At 71.0% G+C, this 25,523-nt stretch carries 27 protein-coding genes; 9 read left to right on the top strand and 18 right to left on the bottom strand.

Features of this window, described 5'->3' with window-relative positions:
- The first annotated feature begins 12 nt into the window (after nt 1-12).
- From JYJ93_RS05890 to JYJ93_RS05875, 4 genes are all read left to right on the top strand, one after another.
- A complete protein-coding gene (locus JYJ93_RS05890; protein ID WP_206787159.1) occupies nt 13-1,509 on the top strand; it encodes a hypothetical protein in 1,497 nt (498 codons plus the stop codon).
- 89 nt (nt 1,510-1,598) lie between these two features.
- Nucleotides 1,599-2,030, top strand: coding sequence for a VOC family protein (locus JYJ93_RS05885; RefSeq protein WP_206787157.1), 432 nt, complete (start codon nt 1,599-1,601; stop codon nt 2,028-2,030).
- Nucleotides 2,031-2,041: 11 nt separating this feature from the next.
- Entirely contained in the window at nt 2,042-2,404 is a 363-nt protein-coding gene (locus JYJ93_RS05880) for a metalloregulator ArsR/SmtB family transcription factor (RefSeq protein WP_206787155.1), read from the top strand.
- Complete coding sequence (locus JYJ93_RS05875) at nt 2,401-2,886, top strand: SRPBCC domain-containing protein (RefSeq protein ID WP_206787153.1); 486 nt, start codon at nt 2,401-2,403, stop codon at nt 2,884-2,886. Before JYJ93_RS05880 ends, JYJ93_RS05875 begins: the two co-directional genes overlap by 4 nt.
- Nucleotides 2,887-2,904: 18 nt before the next feature.
- Here JYJ93_RS05875 and JYJ93_RS05870 read toward each other — a convergent pair whose 3' ends face one another.
- The 3 genes from JYJ93_RS05870 to JYJ93_RS05860 form a co-directional block, all read right to left on the bottom strand.
- Nucleotides 2,905-3,849, bottom strand: a complete 945-nt coding sequence (locus JYJ93_RS05870; RefSeq protein ID WP_206787151.1) for a hypothetical protein — start codon at nt 3,847-3,849, stop codon at nt 2,905-2,907.
- Between the two features lie 195 nt (nt 3,850-4,044).
- Nucleotides 4,045-5,613, bottom strand: coding sequence for an ATP-binding protein (locus JYJ93_RS40530; protein WP_206787149.1), 1,569 nt, complete (start codon nt 5,611-5,613; stop codon nt 4,045-4,047).
- Nucleotides 5,614-5,821: 208 nt separating this feature from the next.
- Nucleotides 5,822-8,854: a TonB-dependent receptor gene (locus tag JYJ93_RS05860; protein WP_206787147.1), complete on the bottom strand. Its 3,033-nt coding sequence runs from the start codon at nt 8,852-8,854 to the stop codon at nt 5,822-5,824.
- Nucleotides 8,855-9,216: 362 nt separating this feature from the next.
- Between JYJ93_RS05860 and JYJ93_RS05855 the strand changes: the two genes are divergently transcribed.
- A complete protein-coding gene (locus JYJ93_RS05855) occupies nt 9,217-9,636 on the top strand; it encodes a hypothetical protein (RefSeq protein WP_206787145.1) in 420 nt (139 codons plus the stop codon).
- 9 nt (nt 9,637-9,645) lie between these two features.
- On the opposite strand, the gene JYJ93_RS05850 is transcribed toward JYJ93_RS05855, so the two are convergent.
- The 5 genes from JYJ93_RS05850 to JYJ93_RS05830 all read right to left on the bottom strand — a co-directional run bounded on the left by JYJ93_RS05850 (nt 9,646) and on the right by JYJ93_RS05830 (nt 13,485).
- Nucleotides 9,646-10,059 (bottom strand): helix-turn-helix transcriptional regulator, encoded by a 414-nt coding sequence (locus JYJ93_RS05850; protein ID WP_223639461.1) that lies wholly within the window; start codon nt 10,057-10,059, stop codon nt 9,646-9,648.
- Nucleotides 10,060-10,367: 308 nt separating this feature from the next.
- Complete coding sequence (locus JYJ93_RS05845) at nt 10,368-10,976, bottom strand: putative glycolipid-binding domain-containing protein (protein WP_206787143.1); 609 nt, start codon at nt 10,974-10,976, stop codon at nt 10,368-10,370.
- A gap of 13 nt (nt 10,977-10,989) precedes the next feature.
- A complete protein-coding gene (locus JYJ93_RS05840) occupies nt 10,990-11,814 on the bottom strand; it encodes a DUF4157 domain-containing protein (protein ID WP_242543681.1) in 825 nt (274 codons plus the stop codon).
- Complete coding sequence (locus JYJ93_RS05835; RefSeq protein ID WP_242543680.1) at nt 11,774-12,172, bottom strand: hypothetical protein; 399 nt, start codon at nt 12,170-12,172, stop codon at nt 11,774-11,776. The genes JYJ93_RS05840 and JYJ93_RS05835 overlap by 41 nt, the downstream gene beginning before the upstream one ends.
- Nucleotides 12,173-12,324: 152 nt before the next feature.
- Nucleotides 12,325-13,485, bottom strand: coding sequence for a metallophosphoesterase (locus JYJ93_RS05830; protein ID WP_206787142.1), 1,161 nt, complete (start codon nt 13,483-13,485; stop codon nt 12,325-12,327).
- A gap of 597 nt (nt 13,486-14,082) precedes the next feature.
- Between JYJ93_RS05830 and JYJ93_RS05825 the strand changes: the two genes are divergently transcribed.
- Entirely contained in the window at nt 14,083-14,460 is a 378-nt protein-coding gene (locus JYJ93_RS05825; protein WP_206787141.1) for a DUSAM domain-containing protein, read from the top strand.
- A 43-nt stretch (nt 14,461-14,503) separates the two neighbouring features.
- Here JYJ93_RS05825 and JYJ93_RS05820 read toward each other — a convergent pair whose 3' ends face one another.
- From JYJ93_RS05820 to JYJ93_RS05805, 4 genes are read right to left on the bottom strand one after another with little or no spacing between them, the layout of a single operon-like run.
- Complete coding sequence (locus tag JYJ93_RS05820) at nt 14,504-16,891, bottom strand: MYXO-CTERM sorting domain-containing protein (protein ID WP_206787138.1); 2,388 nt, start codon at nt 16,889-16,891, stop codon at nt 14,504-14,506.
- Between the two features lie 50 nt (nt 16,892-16,941).
- Complete coding sequence (locus tag JYJ93_RS05815; protein WP_206787136.1) at nt 16,942-17,442, bottom strand: hypothetical protein; 501 nt, start codon at nt 17,440-17,442, stop codon at nt 16,942-16,944.
- 15 nt (nt 17,443-17,457) lie between these two features.
- Nucleotides 17,458-17,958: a cupin domain-containing protein gene (locus tag JYJ93_RS05810; RefSeq protein WP_206787134.1), complete on the bottom strand. Its 501-nt coding sequence runs from the start codon at nt 17,956-17,958 to the stop codon at nt 17,458-17,460.
- A 14-nt stretch (nt 17,959-17,972) separates the two neighbouring features.
- Nucleotides 17,973-18,752 (bottom strand): class I SAM-dependent methyltransferase, encoded by a 780-nt coding sequence (locus JYJ93_RS05805; RefSeq protein WP_206787133.1) that lies wholly within the window; start codon nt 18,750-18,752, stop codon nt 17,973-17,975.
- Nucleotides 18,753-18,851: 99 nt separating this feature from the next.
- Between JYJ93_RS05805 and JYJ93_RS05800 the strand changes: the two genes are divergently transcribed.
- Both JYJ93_RS05800 and JYJ93_RS05795 read left to right on the top strand, forming a co-directional pair.
- Nucleotides 18,852-20,231, top strand: a complete 1,380-nt coding sequence (locus tag JYJ93_RS05800) for a citrate synthase (RefSeq protein WP_206787132.1) — start codon at nt 18,852-18,854, stop codon at nt 20,229-20,231.
- 95 nt (nt 20,232-20,326) lie between these two features.
- Nucleotides 20,327-20,614, top strand: coding sequence for a hypothetical protein (locus JYJ93_RS05795; protein WP_206787131.1), 288 nt, complete (start codon nt 20,327-20,329; stop codon nt 20,612-20,614).
- A 75-nt stretch (nt 20,615-20,689) separates the two neighbouring features.
- Here the strand turns inward: JYJ93_RS05795 and ychF are convergent, their stop codons facing one another.
- From ychF to JYJ93_RS05765, 6 genes are all read right to left on the bottom strand, one after another.
- Nucleotides 20,690-21,799: a redox-regulated ATPase YchF gene (gene ychF / locus JYJ93_RS05790; protein WP_206787130.1), complete on the bottom strand. Its 1,110-nt coding sequence runs from the start codon at nt 21,797-21,799 to the stop codon at nt 20,690-20,692.
- 45 nt (nt 21,800-21,844) lie between these two features.
- The gene (gene atpF / locus JYJ93_RS05785; protein ID WP_206787129.1) at nt 21,845-22,393 is read right to left on the bottom strand and encodes a F0F1 ATP synthase subunit B; all 549 of its coding nucleotides are present in this window, start codon (nt 22,391-22,393) and stop codon (nt 21,845-21,847) included.
- 141 nt (nt 22,394-22,534) lie between these two features.
- Nucleotides 22,535-22,765, bottom strand: coding sequence for an ATP synthase F0 subunit C (locus tag JYJ93_RS05780; protein ID WP_206787128.1), 231 nt, complete (start codon nt 22,763-22,765; stop codon nt 22,535-22,537).
- A 148-nt stretch (nt 22,766-22,913) separates the two neighbouring features.
- Nucleotides 22,914-23,966: a F0F1 ATP synthase subunit A gene (atpB, locus tag JYJ93_RS05775; protein WP_206787127.1), complete on the bottom strand. Its 1,053-nt coding sequence runs from the start codon at nt 23,964-23,966 to the stop codon at nt 22,914-22,916.
- Complete coding sequence (locus JYJ93_RS05770) at nt 23,966-24,379, bottom strand: hypothetical protein (protein WP_206787125.1); 414 nt, start codon at nt 24,377-24,379, stop codon at nt 23,966-23,968. The genes atpB and JYJ93_RS05770 overlap by 1 nt, the downstream gene beginning before the upstream one ends.
- Nucleotides 24,376-24,642, bottom strand: coding sequence for an AtpZ/AtpI family protein (locus JYJ93_RS05765; RefSeq protein ID WP_206787122.1), 267 nt, complete (start codon nt 24,640-24,642; stop codon nt 24,376-24,378). Before JYJ93_RS05765 ends, JYJ93_RS05770 begins: the two co-directional genes overlap by 4 nt.
- 384 nt (nt 24,643-25,026) lie before the next feature.
- On the opposite strand from JYJ93_RS05765, the gene JYJ93_RS05760 reads away from it, so the two are divergent.
- A complete protein-coding gene (locus tag JYJ93_RS05760; protein WP_206787120.1) occupies nt 25,027-25,521 on the top strand; it encodes a YbhB/YbcL family Raf kinase inhibitor-like protein in 495 nt (164 codons plus the stop codon).
- Nucleotides 25,522-25,523 lie beyond the last annotated feature (2 nt).

The raw sequence follows: 25,523 nt of genomic DNA, 5'->3' as shown, positions 1-25,523 counted from the left end.
TGGGGGATCGAAATGCATTGTCGTTGGCTCGTCGTCGCACTGCTCCTGCTGTCCGTCGGCTGCGCCCACTCGAAGCGCACGCCCGAAGCAGCACTGCCCAAGTACGAGCATGTCTTCCAGAAGCCGCTAACGGAGGCGCTCGCGGCCACGCGCCAGCTGCTGGAAGAGCGGGGCTACACGTTCGAGGACACGGAAGACCCCAACCAGCTCGTCACCACCTGGTCCGAGCCTGAGCGGGTCGACTCGCTCAACACCACCTATACGCGCTACCTGGTGACGGGCATCCAGGTGGCCCCGCGCCAGTCCGTCGTGCGCATCTTCCGCATGACCCAGCAGACCCCCGGCAATGACGTCGAGTGGCGCGCGCAGTGGTGGAAGGTCGGCGTGCAGCGATGGGAGCAGACCTCGAATCCCTTCGTGAAGGAGGCGGACTTCAGCCAGGACGATGCGATGACCAAGCGGCTGTCCATGCTGCGCGCCGCCCAACAGGGCACCCGCGACCTGGACCTGGAGCAGGCCCTCACCCTGCGGCTGGAGTCCGCGCCCTCCGTCGAAGTCCTCGCGGGCAACGTGGCGGAGGAGAAGCGCCCCGACCCCGTCCGCGCGCCCGAGTTCTACCTGGAGCGCTGGAAGGAAGAAGCCGTCGCCGCGGGCCCGTGCACCACGCCCGTGCGCGGACTGGCGGAGCTGCTGCACCCGGGCCTCACGCTGCTCATCGGCGAGCAGCTGGGCACCAACGAAGTGCCGGACGTCGTGGGCCACTTGGTGTGCCAGGCCGCGCGGACAGGGCTCGCCGTGGTGCTGGGCCTGTCGCTCCCCGAAACGGAGCAGGCGCGCGTGGACAGGTACCTCTCCAGCCCCGGCGCCCCGGCGGACCAGGACGCGCTGCTGGAGGGTCGCTTCTGGACCCGCACCTACCAGGACGGCCGCAGCAGCCGCGCCATCATGGACCTCATCGACCGCGTGCGGGCCCTGCGCGCGGCGGGCCTGCGCGTGACGGTGGTGGCCTACGACACGGACGTGCTCAACGGCAGCGAACGCGACGCCGCCCAGGCCCAGGTCTGGACGAAGCGCCGTGCCGCGAAGCCGCACGAGGTCCAGGTGGTGCTCGCGGGCAACACGCATACCCAGATGAGGAAGGGCACGCAGTGGGACCCGTCCTTCACGCCCATGGCCCACTTGATGAAAGAGAACCGCTCGCTCGTCGTGCTGGAGATGAGCTACGCGCAGGGCCTGCGCTGGGGCTGTGACCTGGACCGCGACAGCAAGCTGGTCTGCGGCATCGTGGGCGCCACGCCCGCCCCGGAGGTGGCCGCCCGCCCCGGCCTGAGCCCGTATATCCAGCTGCGCGAGACCGCTCCCAATGAGCCCTTCCAGGGCCTGCTGTACGTGGGCAGGCTCACCGCCTCCCTGCCAGCCATCCTCGGGCGCCACGTGGAACCGCCGAAAGACCCCCGCCAGGCCCCCCGGACCCCGGGCCGCGACAGGCCCCTCCCGGGCGTCTTCTAGCGACGGACCGGAAGGATTGACGACCATTAACGTCAGGGTTAATCATTCACCCTGACGTTAACGAAATTCGTCCGCCCGGAGTCACCGCCATGAAGCCCATCCCCGAGGACTGGCCGCGCATCTCCTCCAGCCTCTTCTACGTGGACGCCCCCGCCGCCATCGACTGGCTGGAGCGCGCGTTCGGCTTCCAGACGCGCCTCAAGGTGGAGGGCGCGGACAACACCATCGTGCACGCGGAGCTGGCCTACGGCGACGGCGTCATCATGGTGAACTCCTCCGGGCGCCACGGCCTCCACCAGAGCCCCCGGCTGCACGGGGGCGTCAACACGCAGACCCTCACGGTCTACGTGGACGACGTGGACGCCCACTGCGCCCAGGCGCGTGCGGCCGGCGCCGTCGTCATCCAGGAGCCGGAGACCAAGAACTACGGCGACGACTGGGGCACCAACCGCACCTACGGCGCCGAGGACCTCGAAGGCCACCGCTGGTGGTTCACCCAGCGCGTCTTCGGGCCGAAGTAGGTTCTCGCGTCATGGCCACCCCTTCCGCGCTCGACCGCACCCTGGCCGCCCTCGCCGACCCCACGCGCCGGGGCGTCGTGGACCGGCTGCGCCACCGGCCCCACCCCGCCGGAGAGCTGGCAGCCGCGTTCGACATGAGCCCCCCGGCCATGTCCCGCCACCTGCGTGTGCTGCGGCAGACGGGGCTCGTGGAGGAGCGCATCGACGCGGACGATGCGCGCGTGCGCGTCTACTCGCTGCGCCCGGAGCCCTTCGCCGCCCTGCGCGGCTGGCTCGACGAGGTGGAGTCCTTCTGGGGGGACCAGCTGGGCGCCTTCAAGGCCCACGCCGAACGCACCCGGGGCACGAAGCCCTCCGGAGGCCGCAAGTCATGACCGCGGACCGCGCCCGCGTCACCACCTTCGTCGCCGTGTCCCCGCTGGACGCCTTCGAGGTCTTCACCGAGGAGACCGACCTCTGGTGGAACAAGGGCCCGCGCTACCGGGGCCTGAAGAACCCTCGCGGCGTGCTGCGCTTCGAACCGCCCGGCCCCGGCGGCCGGTTGCTGGAGTCCTTCGAGGACGACGTGTACGAAATCGGCCGCGTGCTCGTCTGGGAGCCCGGCGCGCGGCTCGTCTTCCAATGGTGCGCGAGCAACTTCGCCCCCGGGGAGACCACCGAGGTCGACGTCCGCTTCGAGCCCACCTTCGGCGGCACCCGCGTGGTGCTGGAGCACCGGGGCTGGGACGCCATCCGCATGGACCACCCCGTGCGCCACGGCCAGGATGGCGCGGCCACCGTCGCGATGATGGGCCGCTTCTGGGGGGACCTCGTCACGCGCTACCGGCTCCACGCCGCGCGGCCCCGCCCCACGTAAGCCCGACCCCTCCCGCGCCTACTTGCAGGGGCCGCAGTCCGCCGCGCAGCTGTCCGCCGTGTTGCTGGCGCCGCACTTCTCCGTCAACTGGCACACGCCGTCACCGCAGCGGTAGATGTCCTGGGGGAGCATGCGCGTGGTGATGGGCCGGTAGCTCACGCCGTTGTACGTGCAGCGCGTGTAGTACGTCCGCGTGGCGTCCAGCGTGCAGTAGTACCGGCACGCCCCCACGTGCTTCATCGGCGTGCACGCCGTCGTGTCGCTCCAGGACGACAGGCCGCAGGTGCGCACCGTGCTCTCGTCGTAGTCCAGGTACGCGCCGTCGTTCGCCGCGAACGTGCCCTCCCCCGTGAAGAGGTTGCCGAAGAAGCACGCTTCCTTCTCATTGTATGTATTCAGCTCGTCCGTGGAGTACGGCATCGCCCCGCCCACCGCGTCGCGCCCCAGCACGGAGATGTTCACGTGCACGCCGTACTTGTTCGCGTGCGCCGCCAGACACGCGCTCACCACCTGCTGCTCCGCCACCGTCGCCGGCTGCCCGCCCGCCCACCCCGGCGCCAATCCCAGACTCCCGCTCCACGTGTAGCTCTTCCCCGTGGAAGGCGACTGGTACGTCAGCGTCATCCCCGCCGCCATCGAGCACTGCACCACGTAGCGCATCACCATGTCCGCCGACGCGGGGTCCTGGCTGAACCAGGTCTGGAACCCGTTCGTGGACAGGCCATTCGTCGACAGGCCATTGGTGGACAGGCCATTCGTCGACAAGCCATTGGTGGACAGGCCGTTCGTCGACAGGCCATTCGTCGACAAGCCATTGGTGGAGACCAGTTCGGCGGAGGACCGGCCCGTCAGCTCGGCGCCTTCGTCGAGCGGAGCGCCGCAGCCCACCAGCGCCGCGGCCAGACAGAGCGCCGTCCAGGGGGAGGAACGGAATGAAACGTCGAGAGGGGGATTGAGGTGCATGGGGACTGCCTCCGCGTGAGGGGCCTCACGAGCCGTGCGGCCTGATCAACCGGTAAACGCACCCAGACGAAGCGAGCAGCGCCCCTGCCCTCCCGACCCATCCCCTTCGGTCCTTCGCACAACACGCGCGGCGTGCGGCGGCGGACGCTCCTGGATTCACCGCATGGCGGCGAACGCTCACCCCTTCCAAAAGAATCAGGCCGTCCGCGTGCGGCCCTTGCCTGCCTTCGCCTTCGCCTTCGGGCGCGGCGGTCGGGGCAGCCGCACCGTGAACGTCGTGCCCTCCTTCTGCGTCGACGTCACCTCCACCGTCCCCCCATGCGCCTGGACGATCTCCTTCACGATGAACAACCCCAGCCCCAGCCCGCTGTTGCGGCGGCCGCCCTGCTCGCGCTCGCCCTCGCCCTGGCGGAACGGATCAAACAGCCGCTCACGCAGGTCGTCCGGGATGGGATTGCCCGGGTTCTGCACCTCCAGCACCTGGTGCTCGCCCTTCGCCCAGCAGCGCAGGAACACCGGCGCGTCCGGGCTGCCGTGCTCCAGCGCGTTGCCCACCAGGTTGGAGAGCACCTGCGCCAGCCGCTCCGCGTCCCACTCCCCTTCCGCCTTGCCGTCCACATCCACCGCCACCGCGCGATCCGGGTGCGCCGCGGCCAATTCGTCCACCACCTGCTGACACACCGCCCCCAGGTCCGTGGGGGCCTTGCGCAGCGGGATGCCGCCGGCCAGCCGGGCGCGCGTCAAATCCAGCAGGTCCGCGATCATGTTCCCCATGCGCGTCGCGGACGCCTCAATCCGCTGCGCATGCTGCCGGTGCTGCTCCGGCGTGCACTCCAGCGGGCCCCGGCGCTTCTGCGCCCGCGCGGACAGCACGATGGCGTTGAGCGGATTGCGCAGGTCATGCCCCAGGATGCCGATGAAGCGCTCGCGGAATCTCGCCTCCTCCACCATCGTCTCCATCTGGCGGGTGCGCTCGGTGACGTCCATCATGGAGCCAATCATCCGCACCGGGCGCCCCTCGTCGTCGCGCGCCAGCACGCCCCGGTCCAGCACGTGCGCCCAGCTGCCGTCCGCGCGCTGGAAGCGGTACTCCTCGCTCCAGACGTCGCCCGTGGACGCGACGAACTCCACCAGCCGGTCCACCACCCGGTCCCGGTCGTCGTCGTGCACGCGCTCGCCCCACCAGCCCAGCTTGTGCTCCAGCACGGACGTGGCGTGGCCGAACGCGTTCCCCGTGCCCGGGTCCCAGCGCACGTGGTCGGTGGCGAAGTGCCAGTCCCACAGCACGTCGTGCGTGGCGCGCGTGGCCAGCCGGTAGCGCTCCTCCGCCTCCCGCAGCGCGCTCACCGTCTGCTCCGCCCGGGCCAGCGCCGCCTCCACCTCCTGCCGCGCCGCCCGCTCCCGCTCCGCCTGGTGCGCGTCCGCCGCCTGCCCCTCGTCGCGGGGCAACAGCCACAGCGCCAGGCCCTCCGCGTGCCGCACCACCACGTACCGCCGCCCCGCCGCGTCCCCCGGCACGAGGCCCACGTGCGGCACGCCGCGCATCAGCACGCGCACGAGCGCCGCCACGTCGAACAGCGCGGCGCCCTCCCGCGTCCACAGGGACACGTGACGGCCCAGTTCCAGGGAGCGCACCCAGCCCTCCGCCGGGACGTTCATGGACGTCCAACGGAAGTCGAGCGCTTCGCCTGTCTCCCCGTGCAGCGGCTCGAGGAGGATGCAGGGCGTCTCGCTGTCAGCGGGCAGTTCCCATGCCGGAGCCATTCCCGGCCCCCAGGACAAACCCATCATCGTGCTCCCCCCGACGCTACAGGTCTGCTTCCCCCACCCTTCACGTCGGTGCCGGGCAGGCTGGAAAAACCCGCGTCTCACGGAATACTGACACATCTGGCCATGAGTGGAGCAGCCCTGAAGGGCAGGAGGCGCGAAAATCGGTTCACCCCCGAGCAGTGGCCCTGCCCTGGAGGGCAGGTCAGTACCGGCCCTTGACGCCGATGATGGGCAGGGCGATGGGCAGTCCCACCGCATTCTTGGTCAGGGGTTGCCGGCTGTAGCCGCCGCCCAGATAGTCGAAGCCCAGCGTCTCCGTGTTGAGGGTGACGTTGAGCATGTCCAGGTAGGCCTCCAGGCTGAACGTCTCGTAGGCCCAGGCCTTGGAGACGCGCAGGTCGAAGCGGAAGAAGGCCGGCAGCCGGTCCACCCGGTCCCTGTCCACCTGCACCCACGTGGGGCGGCCGTCGGAGTCCACGCCCTCGCGGTGCGTCTGGCTTCCCAGGGTGCCGTACTCCGGGCGTCCGCTGTTGAAGTGGAGCACGCCGCCCAGGGTGATGTTGTTGGAGAACTTGTGGCTGACCACCAGGTTCAGGATGTGTGTCTGATCGAACGCAAAGGGCAGGTCCGCGGTGTCCTCGGAGACGACCCGACCTGATGAGTCGTATCGATAGAAGGTGGTCCGCCGCGTGCTGCGCTGGAGGCTGTACGAAAGCCAGCCGAACCAGTTGTTCCCCAGCGGGTAGCGGATCAGCAACTCCAGACCATACGCCAGACCGTGGCTGGTGAAGTCCGGGAAGTCCCAGTCGTCCCGGCTGACCGGCGGTCCATCCACGTCAATCTGCCGCGCGCGCACCCGCCGGAAGCCGTCCTGGCGGACGCCCCCTCCAGGCGGAGGGTCCGTGACGTCTGGCTCTCCCCCGATGTCATCCAGGTCGTCCGTCAGGCCCTCGTCGGAGAAGGGCGTGAGCTCGATGGTGCGCAGCATGGGGTTCACATAGACGTCCAGCCCCACCTCCCACTTGTCGAAGGCCTTCCACTCCACGCCGGTGGAGAGCTGCACGCCCTCCTGGAGGCCCAACAACAGACTGCCCACGTCCACCACCGGCAGGCTGATGAGGGTGGTGGGCGGCTGGTGGAAGATGCCCGCGCCGCCCTTGAGCGTCACGGTGTCGGTGAGCTTGTGGCGCACGGTGAGGCGCGGCTCGATGACCTTGTGGTCGAAGCCGCCGGACAGGTGGTAGCTGTCCAGGCGCAGGCCGGGCACCACCGTCCATCTGTCATTGGGCGTCCACACGCCTTCCGCGTACGCGCCGGTGAAGGTGGCCAGCGCCACCGGCACGCGCACCGTGTCCTCCTCCACCGGCTGGCCGTCCTCCACCGTGAGCACGTCCACGATGGCGCGCTTGTGCTCCAGGTCCGCGCCCGCGCGCAGCAGGAGCCGCTCATCCAATGGCACGCTGTAGCCCAGGCGCCCGGAGAAGTTGCCCTGGTCGATGTAGATTTCGTTCCCGTCGTCCGGCCCGCGCGACACGACGGCGAAGCGGTCCAGGCCCCACGTGCCGCCAATCTCCAGCTCGCCCTTGCCCAGCGGGTGGCGGCCGCGCAGGTCCACGCGGTGGAAGGCGACGGACTGGAGCGCGGTGTCGCCCTGGTCGTCCTGCGCCTCCGAACCAAACGTGTCCGACGAGCCAAAGGCAAACAGCCGCAGCTTGCCCCGCCCCACGTCCTGCTCCACGCGGGCCTGGTAGTCCCAGAAGTCCAGCACCACCTTCGGGTTGGTGCGCCCCGGCGGCGGCGGGTCCTGCAACTGATTGGCCGCGAGCGCGATGATCCACGGCGTATAGGAATAGCGGCCCGCGAGGCTGACGTTGGTGCCGGTGGACTTGAAGGGCGTCTCGATGAAGAAGCCCGCGTTGATGAAGTCCGCGTAGGCGCTGCCGTGCACGCGGTCGTCGCGGGGACGGGTGAGGCGCCCGTCGATGGCGCCGCCCATCAGCCGGCCGTACTGCGGCGGCGGCGAGCCCGGATAGAAGTCGATGGCGTCCAGGAAGTCCGGGTGGATGACCGCGGGCCCCAGGAACAGGTGGAAGAGGATGGGGATGCGGATGCCGTCCAGGAAGTAGCCCGTGGACGCGGGCTGGCTGCCGCGCACCACCGGGTACGCCACGCCGGACAGCATGCTGCCCACGCCCGGCAGCAGCATCACCACGCGGAAGGGGTCGCCCATGGTGCCGGGAACCTCGCGCAGCTCCGCGTCGTGCAGCGTGATGCGGCTGACCTCCGTGCGCTCGCGGTCGCCTCGCACCACCGTCTCGTAGGGGTTCACCACGAGCGGCTCCAGGCCGTAGACGACCTCCAGCGACTCGGTGGACTTCAGCGCCTCGCGGAACAGGCCGGGCTTGTGGCCGGGGGCGAACACGCGCACCGCCTGGCCGCCCGTGGGGAAGCGCGCCTCGAAGCGGCCGTTCTCGTCCGTCTGCACCGGCGCGTCCGGCGCCGCGTCCGACACCAGCGTCGCCCCAATCAACGGCCGGCGGTTGCCCTTCTGCCGCACCAGGCCCTTGAGCGTGATGGGGCCCTGAGGTGCCAACGTGCCGCCGTCCGCCCCGGTGGCCACGGGGACGGGCGCCTCGAAGCGGTACTCGAAGGACAGGCGCACCGCGACGGGCTGGCCCTCCATCATCGCGGGAGAGAAGCGCAGGGACGGCGCCGCGTGCAGCGCGGCCTCGTTGAGCAGCGGGTGCACGCCCTCCACCAGCGTGGCGCTGTCCACCTCGCCCGCCTCGTCCACCAGCAGCTCCAGCTTCACCGTGCCCGCCACGCCCTCGCCCACCAGCCGGGGCGGGTACGGCGCGGGCGAGTCCCCCACCAGCGCGGGCGGCACGAAGGCGGCCAGCGCGGGGCCCCCGTCCGCGCCATCACCGGGAGCCGCGCCGGGCTCCACCGCCCAGCCACCGTCCGGGGTGCGCTGGAGGTCCGCCTCCTTCGCGACCGTGCCCGTGCCGCCGTCCCGCGGGCCGTCCCCTTCCGTCCACGGCGCGTCCATGCTCCGAGCCGCGGCGCCGGTGGTGAGGTTCTCCTCCGTGACAGGCAGGCCCGCGTCCAGGGTATCGCCCAGCCGGGCACTGCCAGGGTCCGCTTCAGGGGCTTGGGCCCAGGCCGGCCACGTCAGGCACAGGGAAAGCGCCAGCGCGGCGGCGTGCCAGGGCGTGCTCCTCTTCGCGAAGGTCATGGGCGATGGCGTTCGTGCAAGGCAGGTCCGGGCGAGCATCCATGAGGCCAGGGGATGTCCGCCCTGACAAGCGCTGCTCCGTGACGCGTGCCATCACCGCCCGCCCGGGGCCGCGCGGGCGGCGCCCCCTTTCCGCTGGAGGACATTTGCCCTCCGCGTCACGTCTCGCCGTGGATGACGAGGTGGGTCCCCGGGACGGGGCGCCCCATTTCGGATCCATCCCCACCTTCCAGGAAGTCGCCCTTTCCCACTTCCCCGGACGCCATGCCCATGGTGGAACGCCCCAACCCTTCCAGAGCACTCTCCAACGACATGCACCAAGGCAGGGTTCGCGCGGCGCCCGGCGTCACGCGAGCCTGCTTATGATTCCCCCGCCGTCCCTGCGCTACCTTCCCCACGGACTGCTCGCGTCACTGCTGTTGTGCCTGATGTTGCTGCCGCTGCTCTTCCCGCCGTCGCTGGCGCGCGCGGGCAATGAGGGGCCGGACACGTTCATCGACGAAGGGCCCCCGGGCGCCACGCCCTCCAGGGAGGCCACCTTCGTCTTCACCGCCACCACGCTGAAGCCCGTGTTCTGGTGCTCGCTGGATGGCAGCCTCTACATCCCCTGCGAATCCCCGTGGCGCCTGAAGGACCTGCCCCTGGGCGAGCACACCCTGGACGTGTACGCGGTGGACGTGAACACCGCGCAGCGCGACCCCACCCCGTCCGGCTGGGTGTGGCGGGTGACGAAGGCCGACCCGCGCTCGGGCACGGCCCGCCCTCCCGCGTCCGCGCCCTGAAGGCGCGCTTCAGCGGCGCGTGGGCAGGATGGCGCTGGCCACCAGGCTCATCAACTTGAGCTGGGGGCGCGGCAGCCGGCGCACCGCGCGCAACAGGCGGCGCATCTCCGGCAGGTCGTCCTTGTCCGTGGAGTCCTCCTCCCACAGCCCCGCGCCCGCCGCCGCCGCCAGGGCCAGCCCCAGGGACGCGTCCGCGGACAACTGCAGCGCCAGGCACAGGCGGAACAGCGTGGGGACGCTGGGCATCATCTTGCCCCGCTCCAGCCGGCCGTAGACCTCCGACGCGATGCCGACGCGATCCGCCACGTCCGCCTGCGTGAGGCCCGCCCGCAGACGCGCGGCCCGGGCCGCCGCCCCCACGCTGACCGCCAGCTTGCGCTCCAACTGCCGCCGCGACAGCGCCGCCGCCGACGCGGGCGCCACACGGGGCTTCTTCCGGACGCGGCCGGATGCGAGACGACCTCGGGGGTGGGTTTTCACCACATCAACCTTGCACGTGACGTCCGGTGGGGTGGCCGCAAGGCTCGCGACCCCGCCACCGCCGGAACGGTTCAGAGGTCGTTATAACCCGCCACGTCACCCGGGCCCATCCCTATATGGCAGGTAGTCCCGCATTCCCTCGTCCACGGGAAGCGCGCCGTTCACGGGTCCATTAGCCCACATGAAACGACACGCGAATCCGGGAAGGCCTGGAGATTGTCCGGCTTCGGGGTCCCGGGGTTGCGCCGGGCTCAACCGTCCGCCGTGGCGACGCGTCCCCAGCCATCCGGGTAGTGCGTCACGAGCCCCAGCGCGTCGGTGTCCAGCTCCGCGACGAAGGTGCCTTGCGCGCTCTCGTAGCGGTAGCGGGTGGAGGACAGCCGGGTGTAGCGCTGCTCCAGCCGCTCCAGGGACAGGTCCGGCAGCCGCACCCACGCGGCCGTCACGTCCCGGCCCTGGCCCGGCTCCAGCGCCAGCCGGCGGATGGGCAGGGTGTTGGTGGCGGGGGTGACGCTCAGGTCCACGTCCACGCACCCGCGCAGCTCCGGCACCTCGCGCCCGTCGCGCCACCAGCGCTGGTGGTCATCCACCTGGAGCACCAGCGTGCGCCGCGTGCCGCCCTGATGCACGGCCAGCCGCGCCTCGCGCGTGTGCCAGTCCGGGTCGCACGCCACGGTGTAGCGCACGAGCAGCGGCAGGCCCTCGCCCACCCCCACCACGGTGCCAGCGAGGAGCGGCCCTTCGGCGGACTCCCACAGCTCGAAGTGCTCGGTGCCCGGGGACTCCAGGCGCCGCCAGGTGAGGGATTGGAGGCAGCGGCCCACGGGCGGACCGCCGGGCCGGGCGGTGCGCGCCGTCATGGAACCGGCGGCCTCACGGCGCGCCCCGTCCCGCGTAGAGGCAGTCCAGGGCCTCGTCCAGCAGGCACAGGGCGGCGTCGCTCCAGCCGCGCAGCCGCTGCTGGGGCGTGGGGCGGCCCACGTGGGGGATGAGCTGCGCGTCGGCCGCGTCCTCGATGAACTGGGCCTGCTGCTCCGGGTTGAGCTCCGCCCAGCGCCGGTGGCCCACGGCCTTGCGCCAGTCGTAGCCGTCCCCCAGGTACTGGGCCGCGAGCGCGCCGCTCAGGTAGCCCGTGCCGCCGTGCTGGTGCTGCCACACGTGCGTGAGCTCGTGCACCAGCAGCCGGAAGCCCACCGCGCCGTAGCCGGGCGGGATGAAGAGGACGTCGCCATGGGCGAACGCGCGGCCCGGCAGGCCCAGCAGGCCCAGGGCGCCTTCCTTCACGCGCACGCAGCGGTAGTCCAGGCTGTCGCCGAAGATGGGGCGCAGCCGGTCCACCTCCACGTCCGTCAGCCGGCGGCCCACGGGCTCCAGGCCCGTCACCACCTGCACGGCGGACAGCACGCGCCCGCCCAGCATCAGCACCAGGTCCACCGGCACCTGCGCCACGCGGAACAGGGAGCGCTTGAGCTGGGGCAGCCCGTCCCGCGAGCGCCCCGTCGCGCAGCGGGCCATGCCGCTGGCGAAGAGCATCAGCGCCAGGTACGCGCTGCGCGCGGCGCCCGCGGACGCCCCGGCGATTCCGGTGAACAGCCCGTGGCCCGCGTCCGCCACCCGCGCCGTCAACGGCGCCAGGCGGGGAGCGTCACGGCGGGAGTCACGGACGGCTTGCGGATTGAGCGAGGTAGGAGACCCCAAGGACCCTCTCCAGGAGCATGCGCAGCTCACCGGCGCGCCAGGGCCGGCCGAGTGCGAAGTGGGTGTCACAGGCCGTCAGGAAGGTGGCGCTCGCCTCGGGACGGAAACCGGAGGACAGGAGGATGCGCGGACCGTGGAAGCCCCGGTCCACCAGACGGCAGAGGAAGTCGCTCACGACGCGGCGATCCGCGTCCAGGTCCAGCACCAGCCCGTCCACCGCCACGCCCATGTCCAGCCGCCGGTCCGCCGACGTGGCCCCCAGCGACGTCACGATGCGGCACGCCAGCCCCACCTCACGCGCCACCGCCAGCCGGACCTCGGGGGCCTCGGAGACCACCAGCAGCACCGGCGCCGCCATCCCCGTCCGGGCCGGAGCTGCCGGGACCCGGGTCCCGCGCCGCGCACCCGGAACCGCGGGCGCCGTGGGACGGCTGAAAGCGAATTCCGGGACAAGGAGGGAAGACGGTGCGGTGGACACGCCCCGCACAGTAAGCAGCAAGAACGGAAATATCAAGCTTGGCTTGAATCACCGCCAGAACGGGGAGCTCCTACCAGGGTGAGGGCCGCGATCTCCGGGGCGGGCCCCAGGCGCATGGGGGGACCCCAGTAGCCGGTGCCGCGGTGCGTATAGACCCGGGTCCCGGCGACGGTGGCGAGGCCCTGGACGACGGGCTGCTGGAGCTTCACGAAGAACATGAAGGGGAAGATCTGCCCGCCATGGGTGTGGCCGGACAGCTGGAGGTCCACGCGCAGGCCCTTCAGGGACAGGGCGGTGCGGGGCTGGTGGGCCAGCAGCAGCCGGGGCACGTCCGGCGGGGCGCCGGCGAGCGCGAGGTCGGGGCGGCTCTCCAGGGGTGGATCGATGTGGCCGGCGTCGTGGTCGGTGACGCCCGCGACGACGAGCTTCGCGCCGCCGCGCTCCACGACGCGGTGTTCGTTGGTGAGGACGGTGATGCCCAGCCGGGCGACCTCGGCCATCCAGGCGCGGGCGCCATGGTAGAACTCGTGGTTTCCGGTGACGTAGTAGACGCCCAGCGGGGCCTTGAGGGACGCGAGCGGCGTCATCTGGTCGCGCAGGTCCTCCACGGAGCCATCCACCAGGTCACCGGTGATGGCGACGAGGTCCGGCTTCAGGGCGTTGACCTGGTCCACCACGCGCTGGAGCCACACACCGTCCAGGGTGGGGCCCACGTGCACGTCGGACAGCTGCACGACGCGCAGGCCCTCCAGGCCCGGGCCCAGGTCCTTCAGGGCCACGGTGGTGCGCTCCACGCGGGCCCTGCCGCGCGCGGTGACGAAGGCGAAGGCCACGGCGGGCACGACGGTGCCCAGCACGGCGGCCGCGCGGCCCCGGGCGAGCGCGTGCATGTCCGTGACGGTGCCGGAAAGCGACAGCGCGGCGCCCACGATGTCGGAGGCCAGCACGGCGGTGAGGAACACGCCGAACGCGCCCAGCCACAGGTACGCGCCCCACTGGATGACGCGGGAGAAGCCGGTGGCCTCACGGCGCGCGGCGCGGAAACCCGCCAGCAGCACGAGGAAGCAGAGGCCCAACAGTCCCCAGCCCACCGCGGCCCAGGGAGCGGGCCAGCCGGGCGCGGTGAAGAGGCGCAGGCCGATGTAGATGTGCAGCGCGACGGGCAGGCCCAGCCCCAGCAGCAGGGACAGCATCCACCGCCAGCGAGGAGCCCCGGCCGAGCGCCGGGCTCGCCGTGGTGAGGCTTCTTCCGAGGACACGTCCGTCGTCACGCGCGCCACCCTTGTCGCCCCGGGAGCCGGGACGCCTTCGAGCGCGGGAAGATAACGGCCCCCCTACCGCCGCGCCCGCCGACCCGGCCGGACGCCTGGCGGGCTTCAAAAGTGGTATTCCAAGATAAAAATGAAATCCACTCACTGGCGCGCATGACTCACGCTGGCGTTGTGCAGCATGCTGCTTGGGAGCTGCGCGACTGCGACGTGCCTGGACAGCGAGACCTGCTGCGTGGAGGCCCATCCGGGCAATCCAGCTGCATGTGGACTCACGGACGCCGAGGCCGCCGCTCTCATGGGCACCGCGGCAGTCGGAGCAGCCGCGGTCGGCGCCACGCTCAAAGAGATGGATGATCCAAACCAGGGATGGCGACAGCACTGCATCGACCGCTATGTGCAGTGCAAGGACTCGAAGAAGCCCCGCTGGTTGGGGGACTGTTACGCCTGCCTGCGATACTGCGAGGGCCAGAAACAGTGGCCCTTCGACCTTTGCCGTCCTCGCCGTAACTAGAGAGCCCCATGGACGAGCAGGAATTGAACTGGGACGACGTTCGGGACCTCGCGCGTCGCGTCTCGGACGGGGAGCCGTTCAAGCTCACCTCCGAGTCGCGTGCCATTCTCCAGCGCACTGGCCCCCAGGTTGGAATTCCCGCAGCGGACGTCGAGCGGGCGCTCCATGGCGAGGCCAGCGCCGCGACGCTGCTCGGCGAGGTCGCAAAGCGCATCCGGGACGGGTCTCACCGTTTGTCACGCGCCCTCAGTGAAGCAACACGGCGGCAGGAGGCGAGCGACATGGACGGCGCACGGCAGGTGCTCCGCGCCATCGTGGAGGACGAGGTCGTGCCGCTCTACCGTGACATCGCGCAAATCCAACTCGAAGCCCTGGATGAGGGCTGAGGGCCAGGACTCGGCGCCCGCGAGGCACCGCGCCCCGCCCCTGTCAGCTCCGCGAGCGGCGGCGGCGCGCCAGGGCGCCCAGGCCCAGCAGCGCCCAGAGGCTGATCATCCCCGCGGGCGCCGAGCCGCAGCCGCAGCCCACGTCCAGGTCGGTGGGGCCTCGCACCTGGAAGCCCACCTCCGGTGAGCGCAGCCCCGCCTCGCCCGAGTCCGTCACCACCTGCGCGACGACCTTGTGCGCCCCCGTCGCGAGCGCGGTGTCCGCCGTCAGCACGTGGCGGAAGACGCCTTCGTCATCCGCGGTGGCGGTCGCGAGCGCCTTGCCGTCCACTTCCAGCCGCACGGACGTGCCGGGCAGCGCCACGCCCACGAACATGAAGGTCGGATCCACCGTCGCGCCCTCCTCGGGCACGAGCACCATGGGCGTCGCCGGATCCACCGTGCCCGCGTCGGTGCCGCCGTCCGTTCCGCCGTCCGCGCCGGCCACCACCACCTCGAAGCCCACGACGTCGGAGTACGGCCCGTCATCGCCCGCCTCGTTGTGCGAGTGCACCGTGACCTTGTGCGTGCCCACGCTCAGCGGCGCGGAGTTCGGCACCTGGTAGCGGAAGCGCCCCAGCAGGTCCAACGGCACGATGTGGTCCGGCCCGTCGTCGATGACCACGCCCACGTTCACGCCGTTGGGCGCGGTGCCGGCGAACAGCGGCGTGGGCCCCACGGTGTCTCCATTCGAGGGCACCACCAGCACGGCCATCTGCACGACGCCCCCGTCCGCGAGCACCACCGCGGGCGTGGTGAAGCGCACCGGCGTGGAGGGCTTGCTCGCCACGCCCAGCGACTCCGCCCACGCGACCACGTCGTGCGCGCCCGCGTTCAGCGGCGCGGTGGGGTCGAAGGTGAAGCGGCCATCCGACCCCGGCACCGTCGCGCCAATCTCCCGCCCATCCACGACGATGTGGACGACCGGCCCCGTCGTGCCCGCGGTCCCCTCGAAGCGCGGGCGCGTGGAGGTGGACGCCTCGCCCGACACGGGCGCCGTGATGGCGGGCGTGACGGGGACCTGGAAGGCCTGGGACACCTGCTGCACCGTCCCCGTGGACGTGCCGCCGTCCGGAGTGCCGCCATCCGACGCCGCGGTGGCCGGCCCCGCGCCGTACGAACCCGCGCCCGCGGAGGCGGACACCCCCGCGCTGCCCGCGCTCACGTTGGGCGGGCACGCGAGGGTCTTGCCCTCGATCAGGATGCGTCCTCCAGCTCCACCACCGCCCGGGCCGAAGGGCTGCTTGTCCAACTGCGTGTTGCCGCCCGCGCCGCCGCGCGCCTCGACCCCGCCGCAGTTCAGGAGCTCCACCGCGCGCAGCACCACCGCGCCGCCCGCGCCGCCACCGCCCGCGCCGTCGTTGCCCGTCGAGGCCCCCGCCGTCGAGCCCGACGCGCTGTAGACGCCCTTGCCATCGAACGCGCTGGAGCGGATGAACACCACGCCGCCGCCCGCGGCGCCGTTGGCGCCGGCCGTGTCGGAGCCCTGTCCCGCGCCGCCACCACCGCCGAACGTGAAGCGCTCGAACACGGAGTAGCTCAGCGCCGCGCCGCCCAGGCCGCCCTGGTCGCGCGAGCCGTCCCCCGTGGCCGTGCGCCCCCCGATGCCGCCCACGCCGCCGTGCCCGCCACCGCCGCCGCCGGCCGCCGCGCAGTTGCCGCCGCCACCGCCGTTGGCCAGGTTGCCGCGCCCGCTGACGATGCCGGTCCGGGACACCGTGCCCGCCACACCCTCGCCGCGCGCGGATCCGCCCTTGCCCTGCTCCAGGTCCAACGCCGTGCAGCCATTCAGGTCGGCGGCGTCGGTCCGGAAGATGCCGCCCTGATAGCCCAGGCCATCCGCGTCGATGCGGCCGTCGTTGACGACCTTCCCACTCACCAGCATCGCGAGGATGCCGCCGGACCTGCCGTTCCACTGCGACACGGTGAGCCGCGCGCCCTCCGGGATGATGACGTCGGAGTACTCGTACACGCGCAACACCTGCGTGCGCCCCGCGGCGTACCCGTAACGCAGCGGCGCGGTCAGCGTGAGGAGGGCGGGCGTGGTGGACGACACCCGCTCCACCCGCGCCAGCTCCCAGCGTCCCAGCGTGACCGTCCCCACCAGCGACACGGGCTTCGTGTTGCCCACGTCAGGCGCGGAAGCCAGACCGGTGCTCTCGTGGATCATCACCAGATCGCCAGCGGCGATCTTGGTGCCGGACACGACCAGCTCCAGGCCTCCCTCCGCGACGCTCTTCCCCAGCGGAGCGGCCATGCCCAGGGCGAGCCCCTGCCCCGCGGCGAGGTTGAGCACGCCGTCGCGTCCGGTGCCCAGGTCAAAGGAATCCGGCTCGGCGCGAGCGACCTGCGCCAGGAGCAATCCAACGATGAGAGCCAGCGTGATGCGCATGCCCCCATGGTGCCCCACCGGGCGTCCGGGGTCGAGGGTGGCCCCCTGCTTCAACGGGACGGAATCAGGTCCTGGAGCCCTCGCGCGTTGACGGGCGCGAAGAAGGGCTGCCGCAGCAGTCGTCCCAGGGCGCGGCGCTCGACGCAGAGCAGTTGGAGCGAGTCCTCCCACTCCCCCAGCACCGCCACCGCGCGCACGTCGGCCGCGTCGCGATACAGGTCGTTGAGGTTGTGCACGAGCGCGGACACGTCCTCCAGCTCCCAGCGCTCCGTGACGTCGCCCGCCGCGACATGCAGCTCCAGCGCGGGGCGCTCGCGCACGTCCACGACCTTGAGCTTGCGCGCCGCGCCGCCCATGGCCGCGGTGAGGGGGCCCACCAGCTCATCCGGCCGGACGCCGTACCCCACGGTGAGCCCGCCCACGAGCAGGCCCGCGTCACACAGCCGCAACAACGACACGTGCGGAGGCTCGCCCTTGGGTACGAGTCCGGACGCGGCGGCGGAGTCCTTGAGCAGCCGCTCGCGGTCGAGCGCATCCAGCAGGGAGGCCATGGCCGGGCCACCCTATCAGGGCTCCTCGCCCTCCCAGTAATCCACCTGCGCGTCCAGGGGCAGATACGCGTGCAGCGTGCGCGACGCCTTGTCACCCCCGGGCGCCGCCCCCGCGAAGACGCCCACCTTCTTCGAGTCCGCGTACACGAGCACGTCCGGCGCCTCCATGGTGGAGAAGCATAGGTAGCGCAGCGGCTCGTCACCGTCGTTGATGAGCTGGTGCGCGCACTCCGCGCCCGGAGGCAGCGCGACGTAGTCCCCTTCGCGCACGGGCAGCGTCTGGGTCCCCAGTCGCATCCGCCCCTTGCCGGACAGGACATACACGGCCTCTTCATTGCCCAGGTGGTAGTGCAGCGGCCACGAGCGGCGGCCCGGCGGAAGCTCCACCAGGCTGCACCCGAGCTTGCGGCCGTGCGCGGCGGCGCCCAATTGCTTGCGTTTGAGCGCCACGCGGCTGCCGTGGGCGAGCTCGGTCCAGGGAACATCTTCGGCGTGGATGAGGTGGGGCGAGGCCATGGCGGGCTCCTGTTTCACGGGCGCTCCGCGACGAGCGCGAACACGCGGTGGGGAACGGACATCGGCTCTTGAGGGAAGCGCGCGGCGAGGAGCGCGGCCAGCGCGGCGTCGAAGCGAGCGACCTCTTCGGGCGGGAGCATGGCGCCGATGCGTGCATTCGCGCGCATCCGTCCGCGCCACGCTTCGTGGGTGTAGGGGGTGAGCGTGTCGAAGGTGAAGGACGTGAGGGACTGGAAGCCGGCCACGCCTACGTCGCGGAACCACTGCGGGTAGATGCCCACGCCCTGGCCGAAGTGATCCACGGCCAGTTTGACGCGAGGGCTGAACTCCTCCACCAGGGCCTCGGTGGCCTCCAGCAAGTTGCCGGGCAGGGCCGTCCAGTCGAAGTGGCAGAGGATGAGCTTCCCGCCGGGCTTGAGCAGGCGGAACACTTCACGCGCGGCGGCGGCGCGGTCGAACCAATGCCAGCACTGGCCCGCGAACACGCGGTCGAAGGAACCCGAAGGCAGGCCGGTGTTCTCCGCGGGCGCTTCGCCAAACTCGATGGTGAGGCCCTCGTCGCGAGCGAGTCGTGCGGCGGCCTCCAGCTGTGGTGCGGACACGTCCTGAGCGGTGACGTCGCAGCCGCGCCGGGCCAGGTTGCGCGCGACGGTGCCGGTGCCGGTGCCCAGGTCGAGCACCCGCAGGCCGGACCTGAGTACGCCGTCCTGTTCGAGCCGTGTGTAGAAGGCCTCCGGGAAGCCAGCCCGGTGCTTCGCGTAATCCGACGACGTGCGTCCGAAATCCACGTTCATGGTCGCTCTCCCTGCCTGGAATGGCCTCACCACGGACGGGTCAACTCGACAGGGTGGTCCAGTCGAGTCGAGACTCCGCATCCGGGAGGCACGCGAAACATGGTGCGTCGTGCAGGGGGACGTTCTCAATCTCGATTCGACCATCCAGTTGAGGAGGAGCTGCTGCGCGCGGAGGAGGCAGCGGCCCTGCTGGGGGTGAAGCGGGCGACGCTCTACACGTACGTCAGCCGGGGGCTCGTGCGGTGCGTGCCGGAGAAGGGCACGAAGGAGAACCGCTACCTGCGCGCGGACGTGGAGCGGCTGAAGACACGCCACGACGCACGGGCAGGCCACGCGGCGGTGGCGTCCGGAGCCTTGCGCTGGGGTGAGCCCGTCATCGACTCGTCGGTGTCACGCATCAGCGAGGAGGGGCTCTCATACCGGGGCCACGACGCGGTGGAGTTGGCCACGCGAGGCCGCCGCTTCGAGGACGTGGCGGAGCTGCTGTGGACCGGGCACCTGCCGCTGGAGTCCACGGCATGGCCCGCGCCTGAAACACCGTGGGACACTGTCGGGTCCACGGAGCCGCCCGTGCGAGGCGCGCGGTACTCAACCTCCGAGCGCGCCGCTTCCGCGTCCAGGGACGCGTTGCTCGTATCTCCTTCCGCGCTCGCAGCAATGCTTCCTCGCGACACGCCTCCCCTCTCCGCCCTGGCCGCGCTGGTGCCGCTCCTCGCCGCGAGCGACGCGGGCCGCTTCGCTGCTCCAGCGGAACAGGACATGCTCCGCGCGCGAAGGCTCATCCGTCACCTGGGCGCGTGGGTCTGCGTGGCCCAGGCTCCCGGCCGCGTGTCGCGCGCGTTGAAGGAGCCCACGGTGGCCGCGTCACTCGCCACGGCCTGGGATGCGAAGCCGAAGCGGACCGCGGAGCTGATCAACCTGGCGCTCGTGCTCTGCGCGGACCATGAGCTGAACACCTCCACCTTCGCGGCCCGCGTGACGGCCTCCTCCGGCGCGGACCTGTACGCGTGCATCAGCGCGGCGCTCGCGGCCATCTCCGGCCACCGTCATGGCGGCGCCTGTGACCGCGTGGAAGCGCTCATCGCGGAGGTCGGCCGCCCCGAGCGCGCCGCCCAGGTCGTCCACGGCCGCCTGCGCCGGGGCGAAGCCGTGACGGGCTTCGGCCACCGCCTCTACCTGAAGGGCGACCCGCGCACGCCACCGCTCGTCGACGCCGCGTTGAGCGTGAAGCCCGAAGCCCCCAGGGTCCGCGTGGCCCGCGCCGTCATGGACACCATGCGCGACGCCGGCCACCCACCGCCGTCATTGGACTGGGGTTTGGTGGTGCTCGCGGACGCGTTGGGGCTGCCCTCCGGCGCCGCCACCGTGCTCTTCAGCCTGGGCCGCACCGCGGGCTGGGTCGCCCATGTCCTGGAGCAGCGTGAACAGGGCCACCTGCTCCGCCCCCGCGCCCGCTACGTGGAAGCCCCGCCCCGGTAGCACCGTGAAACATTCCGCGCGGCTGTCACATGGCGTGCACGCCGCGCGGCTTTCCGTTTGGCGCTCCGGGCTCCCGTGCACACACTGGCGGCCCCGTGAGCACCTCCCGCCCGACCCTGCCCTATCCCGCCCTGATGCTGCTCGGCAACGTGGCGTTCATCGCCTCGTGGATCGTCATCCTCAAGCGCCCCGAGGGTTGGCAGGTCGTGGGCCCCGTCCTCCTCGCCCTCTTCCTGGCCCTGCGCGTGGGCGGCGTGTGGAAGTACGCCCTGAACCACCCGGACCCCGCCGGCCGCACGAAGCGCTCCGCCATCCTCTCTACCGTGCTGGCCGTGCTCGCCGTGGGCCTCTGGGGCTACACGTGGCTGAGCGGCCCCCGGTAGCAAACGAAACGGGCGCCCCTTCCGTGAGTGGAAGGCAGCGCCCGTCGTCACTTCAGTCCGTGGGAAGAGCCCGCGTCAGACGTTGAAGCGGAAGTGCATGCAGTCGCCGTCCTGCACGACGTACTCCTTGCCTTCCACGCGCAGCAGGCCCTTCTCCTTCACCGCCGACTCGCTGCCCAGCTTCACCAGGTCGGTCCACGAGAAGACCTCCGCCTTGATGAAGCCGCGCTCGAAGTCGGAGTGGATGACGCCCGCCGCCTGCGGCGCCTTGAAGCCCTTGTGGATGGTCCACGCGCGGCACTCCTGCTCGCCCACCGTGAAGTACGTCCACAGGCCCAGCAGCTTGTAGCCCTCGCGCACGACCTTGTGCAGGCCCGGCTCCGTCAGGCCGGAGTCCGCCAGGAAGCCGGGACGGTCGGACTCGGGGAGCTGCTGGATCTCCGACTCCAGCGCCGCCGCCAGCACCACCACGCCCGCGCCCTCCTTGGCCGCCATCTCCCGCACCTGCTGCACGCGCGGGTCCGCGTCCTCCTTGCCAATCTGCTTCTCGCTGATGTTCGCCACGTACAGCACGGGCTTGTCCGTCAGCAGGAACAGGTCCTGGATGGCCGCCTTCTCTTCATCGGTGAGCTTCTGCGCGCGCACCGTGATGCCTTCATCCAGCTTCGCCTTGATGCGCTCCAGGAGCGCGACCTCGGCCTTGGCCTCTTCGCCCGCCTTGCCGCCGACCTTGGTGTTCTTCAGCGAGCGCTCGCGGCGCTTCTCCACGGTCTCCAGGTCCTTGAGGCACAGCTCCGTGTCGACCACGTCCCGGTCCCGCACCGGGTTCACGCCTCCCTCGACGTGGGTGACGTTGTCGTCCTCGAAGCAGCGCAGCACGTGGAGCACCGCGTTCACCTGCCGGATGTTCCCCAGGAACTGGTTGCCCAGGCCCTCGCCCTTGGACGCGCCGCGCACCAGGCCGGCGATGTCCACGAACTCCAGCGACGTGGGGATCTTCTTCAGCGGCTTCACGAGCGCCGACAGCTGGTCCAGGCGGTCGTCCGGCACCGGCACCACGCCCACGTTCGGCTCGATGGTGCAGAACGGATAGTTCGCCGCCTGAGCGCCCGCGGCGGACAGGGCGTTGAACAGGGTGGACTTGCCCACGTTGGGCAGACCGACGATGCCGATGGAGAGAGCCATGATGGATTCCTGGAACAGGCGGGCGCGGCGGAAGACTCCCGGCCTTTAGGCCGAGCGGCGGGTCGCCGTGGCGCTGGTGGCGCCGGGCAGGCCCTGCACGAACTGCTCGGCCAGCGCGCGGTGCTTGGCGTCGTCCATGCGCTCGTTGATGAGCTTGCCGGCCACGTCCATGGCCAGGTCCACGGCCATGGAGCGGACCTCCGCGATGGCCTTGGCCTTCTGGTCCTCAATCTCACGGCGGGCGGACAGCTTCAGCTCCTCCGCCTCCTTGCGGCTCTTGGCCATCAGCTCGTCGCGGAACTTCTCCATGTCCGCCTGCACGCGGCGGGTGGTCTCCGCGGCCTCGCGGCGGGCCTCGGCGATGGCCGTCTTCTGGTCGGCGAGCAGCTTCTCCGCCTCGGCGCGCTCACGCTTGGCGCTCTCGATGGCGTTGGAGATCTGCTTCTCGCGCTCCTCGACGAGCGACAGGATGGGCCCCCACGCCTTCGCCCGCAGCACCAGCAGGACGATGACGAAGGTGACGATGGTCCAGAAGATGAGGCCCGGACGGACCTCCACGAAGCTGCTGGCGGCGAGGACAGAGGGCAGGAACATGGCGGGTCCCGGTGAAGCGGAAAGACAGAGGGAGGATGCGGGAGACTTCAGGTGACACGGGTGCTGCGCACTGCGAGCCGGAACGCCGGCGCCCCTTCTTCCCGAAGAGGACGCCGGCTCCCGGTGACACCGACGCCCTGACTAGACCTTGATGGCCAGCAGGATGCAGACGACCAGCGCGAACAGCGTGGCGCCTTCGATGAGGGCCGCGGCGATGATCATCGTGGTGCGGATGTCGCCACCAGCGGCCGGCTGACGGCCCGTGGCGTCCATGGCGGCGGCGGCCAGCTTACCGATGCCGAGGGCGGCGCCGATGATGGAGAGACCCGCGCCGATACCGGCGGCGAGGAACGCGAGAGCGAGGTTGGTCATGGGAGCACGTCTTCTTTCGTGAGGCGGGACCCGCTTGTGGGGGGGTCGTGAAATCCCTTTAGGACTACCTCCGGCGGCCTTTCGAACCGCCGGGTCTTCAACCGGGGCGCGCCGTCACAACGACGTGCGCCCCGTCAACTTGTGCGGCTCAGCCCAGGTGGTGGGCCTTGCCGTGGTCGTGGCTGGCGCCACCCTCGTGGTGCTCGTCGTGGTGGTGGCCCATGGCCACGCTCATCCCGATGAACAGCGCCGACAGCATGGTGAACACGTACGCCTGCACGAAGGCCACGAACAGCTCCAGCAGGTAGATGCCGAAGGCGAACGGCACGCTCACCAGCGCCACCGCGGGGTTGCGGAGCATGAAGATGAGGCCCAGCAGGAAGAAGATGACGATGTGGCCCGCCAGCATATTGGCGAACAGACGGATGGTGAGCGCGAAGGGCTTGGTGAACAGGCCCAGGAACTCCACCGGAATCATGATGGGCCACAGCCAGGGGGCCACGCCGCCCGTCAGGTGCTTGAGGTAGCCGCCGATGCCCGCCGCGCGGATGCCGGCCGCCTGCGTGACGAAGAAGGTGCAGAGCGCCAGGCCGCAGGTGACCGCGATGTTGCCCGTGGCGGTCGCCATCCAGGGGAACAGGCCCAGCAGGTTCATGAAGAGGATGAAGAAGAACGCGGTGAGCAGGTAGGGCACGTACCGGGGACCCTCCTCCTTGCCGATGTTCTTGATGGCCAGCTCGTCGCGCACGAACAGCACGAGCATCTCGAAGAGGTTCGCCCCGGCGCCGCGCGGCACGAGCTTCGTCTTGTCGCGGTTGCTCCAGACGAGGATGGAGCCGATGAGCAGCAGCGCCGCCAGCCACATCATCACCGTGTGCTTGGTGATGGAGAGGTCCAGGCAGCCCTCGCTCAGGCCCGGGTACACCTCACCGTGGCCGCCGTGCGTGTCCGCCACCGGCGTGCAGGCGCCCTCCTTCAGCGAGATGGGGATGCGCGGCAGGTGGATGGGGATGTGGTTGTGGCTGAGGGGGACCTCGAACTCGTACTCGTTCGAGTCCGCCACGTGGTGGAGGATGTAGCCGGCGACGTCCTCGCCCTCGGCGTCCTTGTCCTCGTTGGCGTAACCGTGCTCGCCGGCCGGGTCGGAGGCCCACACGGCGCCCGCGAACAGACAGGCGAACAGCACCATTGCCTTGCGCATCACTCGTCTCCGCCCGCCGTGTCTTTCGACACGGCCATCACGTAGCTGACTTCAATCCACTGCAGCGCGAAGTAGACGCCGAAGAAGCCGCCCACGAACGCGATCGCGCTCAAACCTCGGGACACCACCCACGCCAGCCCGATCCCCACGCCCACGCCCCGGAGAGCGAAGACCACCCCGACCACCTTCAACGCCGCCTTCAAATCCGCCTGCATCGCCGCGCGCCGCTTGAGCACCAGCGCCAGCACGCCCGTCACCGCCGCGATTCCCACGCCCAGCAGCGCGGAGACCCGGTCCTCCGTCACCTTCGGCAGCGCCGCCGCCACCACCGCGCCCACGCCCATCACCGCCGCCGCCAGCCCCGCGTGCGACCAGAACGGGTCCCGCTTCGGCTGTCCGCCCGTCCCCGTCACTTGCGCTTCCCCAGCCGCGCCATCGCATGAAGGAAGCCGTAGAACCCCACGCCAATCCCCACCAGGCTCAAGCCCAGGAGCAGCCAGGGCGACGTCCCCAGCCACCGGTCCAGGAAGTACCCTCCCAGGACCCCCACCACCGCCCCGCCCACCAGCTTCCAGACCGCGGAGATGTACGGCTCCGCCGCCCGCATCTGCCGGGCCGTCTCGCCCAGCTCACTGCCCGGCGCGTCCTCCTGCTTGCGAGGCTCCTGGTCTGCCATGCGGACGCCTCACCAAACCCCGGGAAAGTCTTGGGTTTCCTTCACCAACCCCGACCCCGCCCATACACGCGCGGGCGCCGCTTAGCACCGAATGCGCGGCGCGTGCAACCGGTACGGGGACCCGGGCCACCCCACCGCCAGCAGCGGTTGCGGCACCCGCAAGCGCAGCTACCACGGCGCCGGGGCCATGGGGGTGGTTTCTCCTCTGATGAACGGGTTCGGAGGAGCAGGCGTCCCGGGGGGCGCCCGGTGGATCAGCGGCGACAGGGTCCCAGGGAGGTGACGGGCGGCCGGGCGGAGCGCCCTCCGTCTCTCAGCACCGGGCCCACGGCATCGCCAGCTTGGCAGGGGTCACGTTGGCCGTTCATGCCCAAGGAGTCACGCATGCCGAAGCCGCTCGAGCTCACCTCTCCGAAGTTCAAGGACGGGACGCCCATCCCCATCGCCTACACCGGCGAGGGCGACGACAAGGCCCCTCCCCTCCACTGGGAGAACCTCCCCGCCGGGGCCAAGAGCCTGGCGCTCATCGTGGAGGACCCGGACGCGCCGGACCCGGCGAACCCCCAGCGCACCTTCTGCCACTGGGTCCTTTACAACCTCCCGGTCAACGCCCAGAGCATCCCGGACGGGGCCACCCTGGACGTGCTGCCCGACGGGGTGAAGCTGGGGCGCAACGACTTCGGCCGGCAGGACTACGGCGGCCCCATGCCTCCCATCGGGAGCCACCGGTACTTCTTCAAGCTGTACGCCCTGGACACGGTGCTGCCGGACCTGAACCAGCCCACCCGCACGGAGCTGCTCAAGGCGATGCAGGGCCACATCGTGGGTGAGACGCAGCTCATGGGCACCTACGAGAAGACGCACCACCGCAAGCACTGAAG

It is taken from the genome of Corallococcus sp. NCSPR001, from assembly GCF_017309135.1.
Classification (GTDB): Bacteria; Myxococcota; Myxococcia; order Myxococcales; family Myxococcaceae; genus Corallococcus.
Note: the sequence above shows the minus strand (reverse complement) of the source record. Positions and strands in the feature narration are given on the sequence as shown.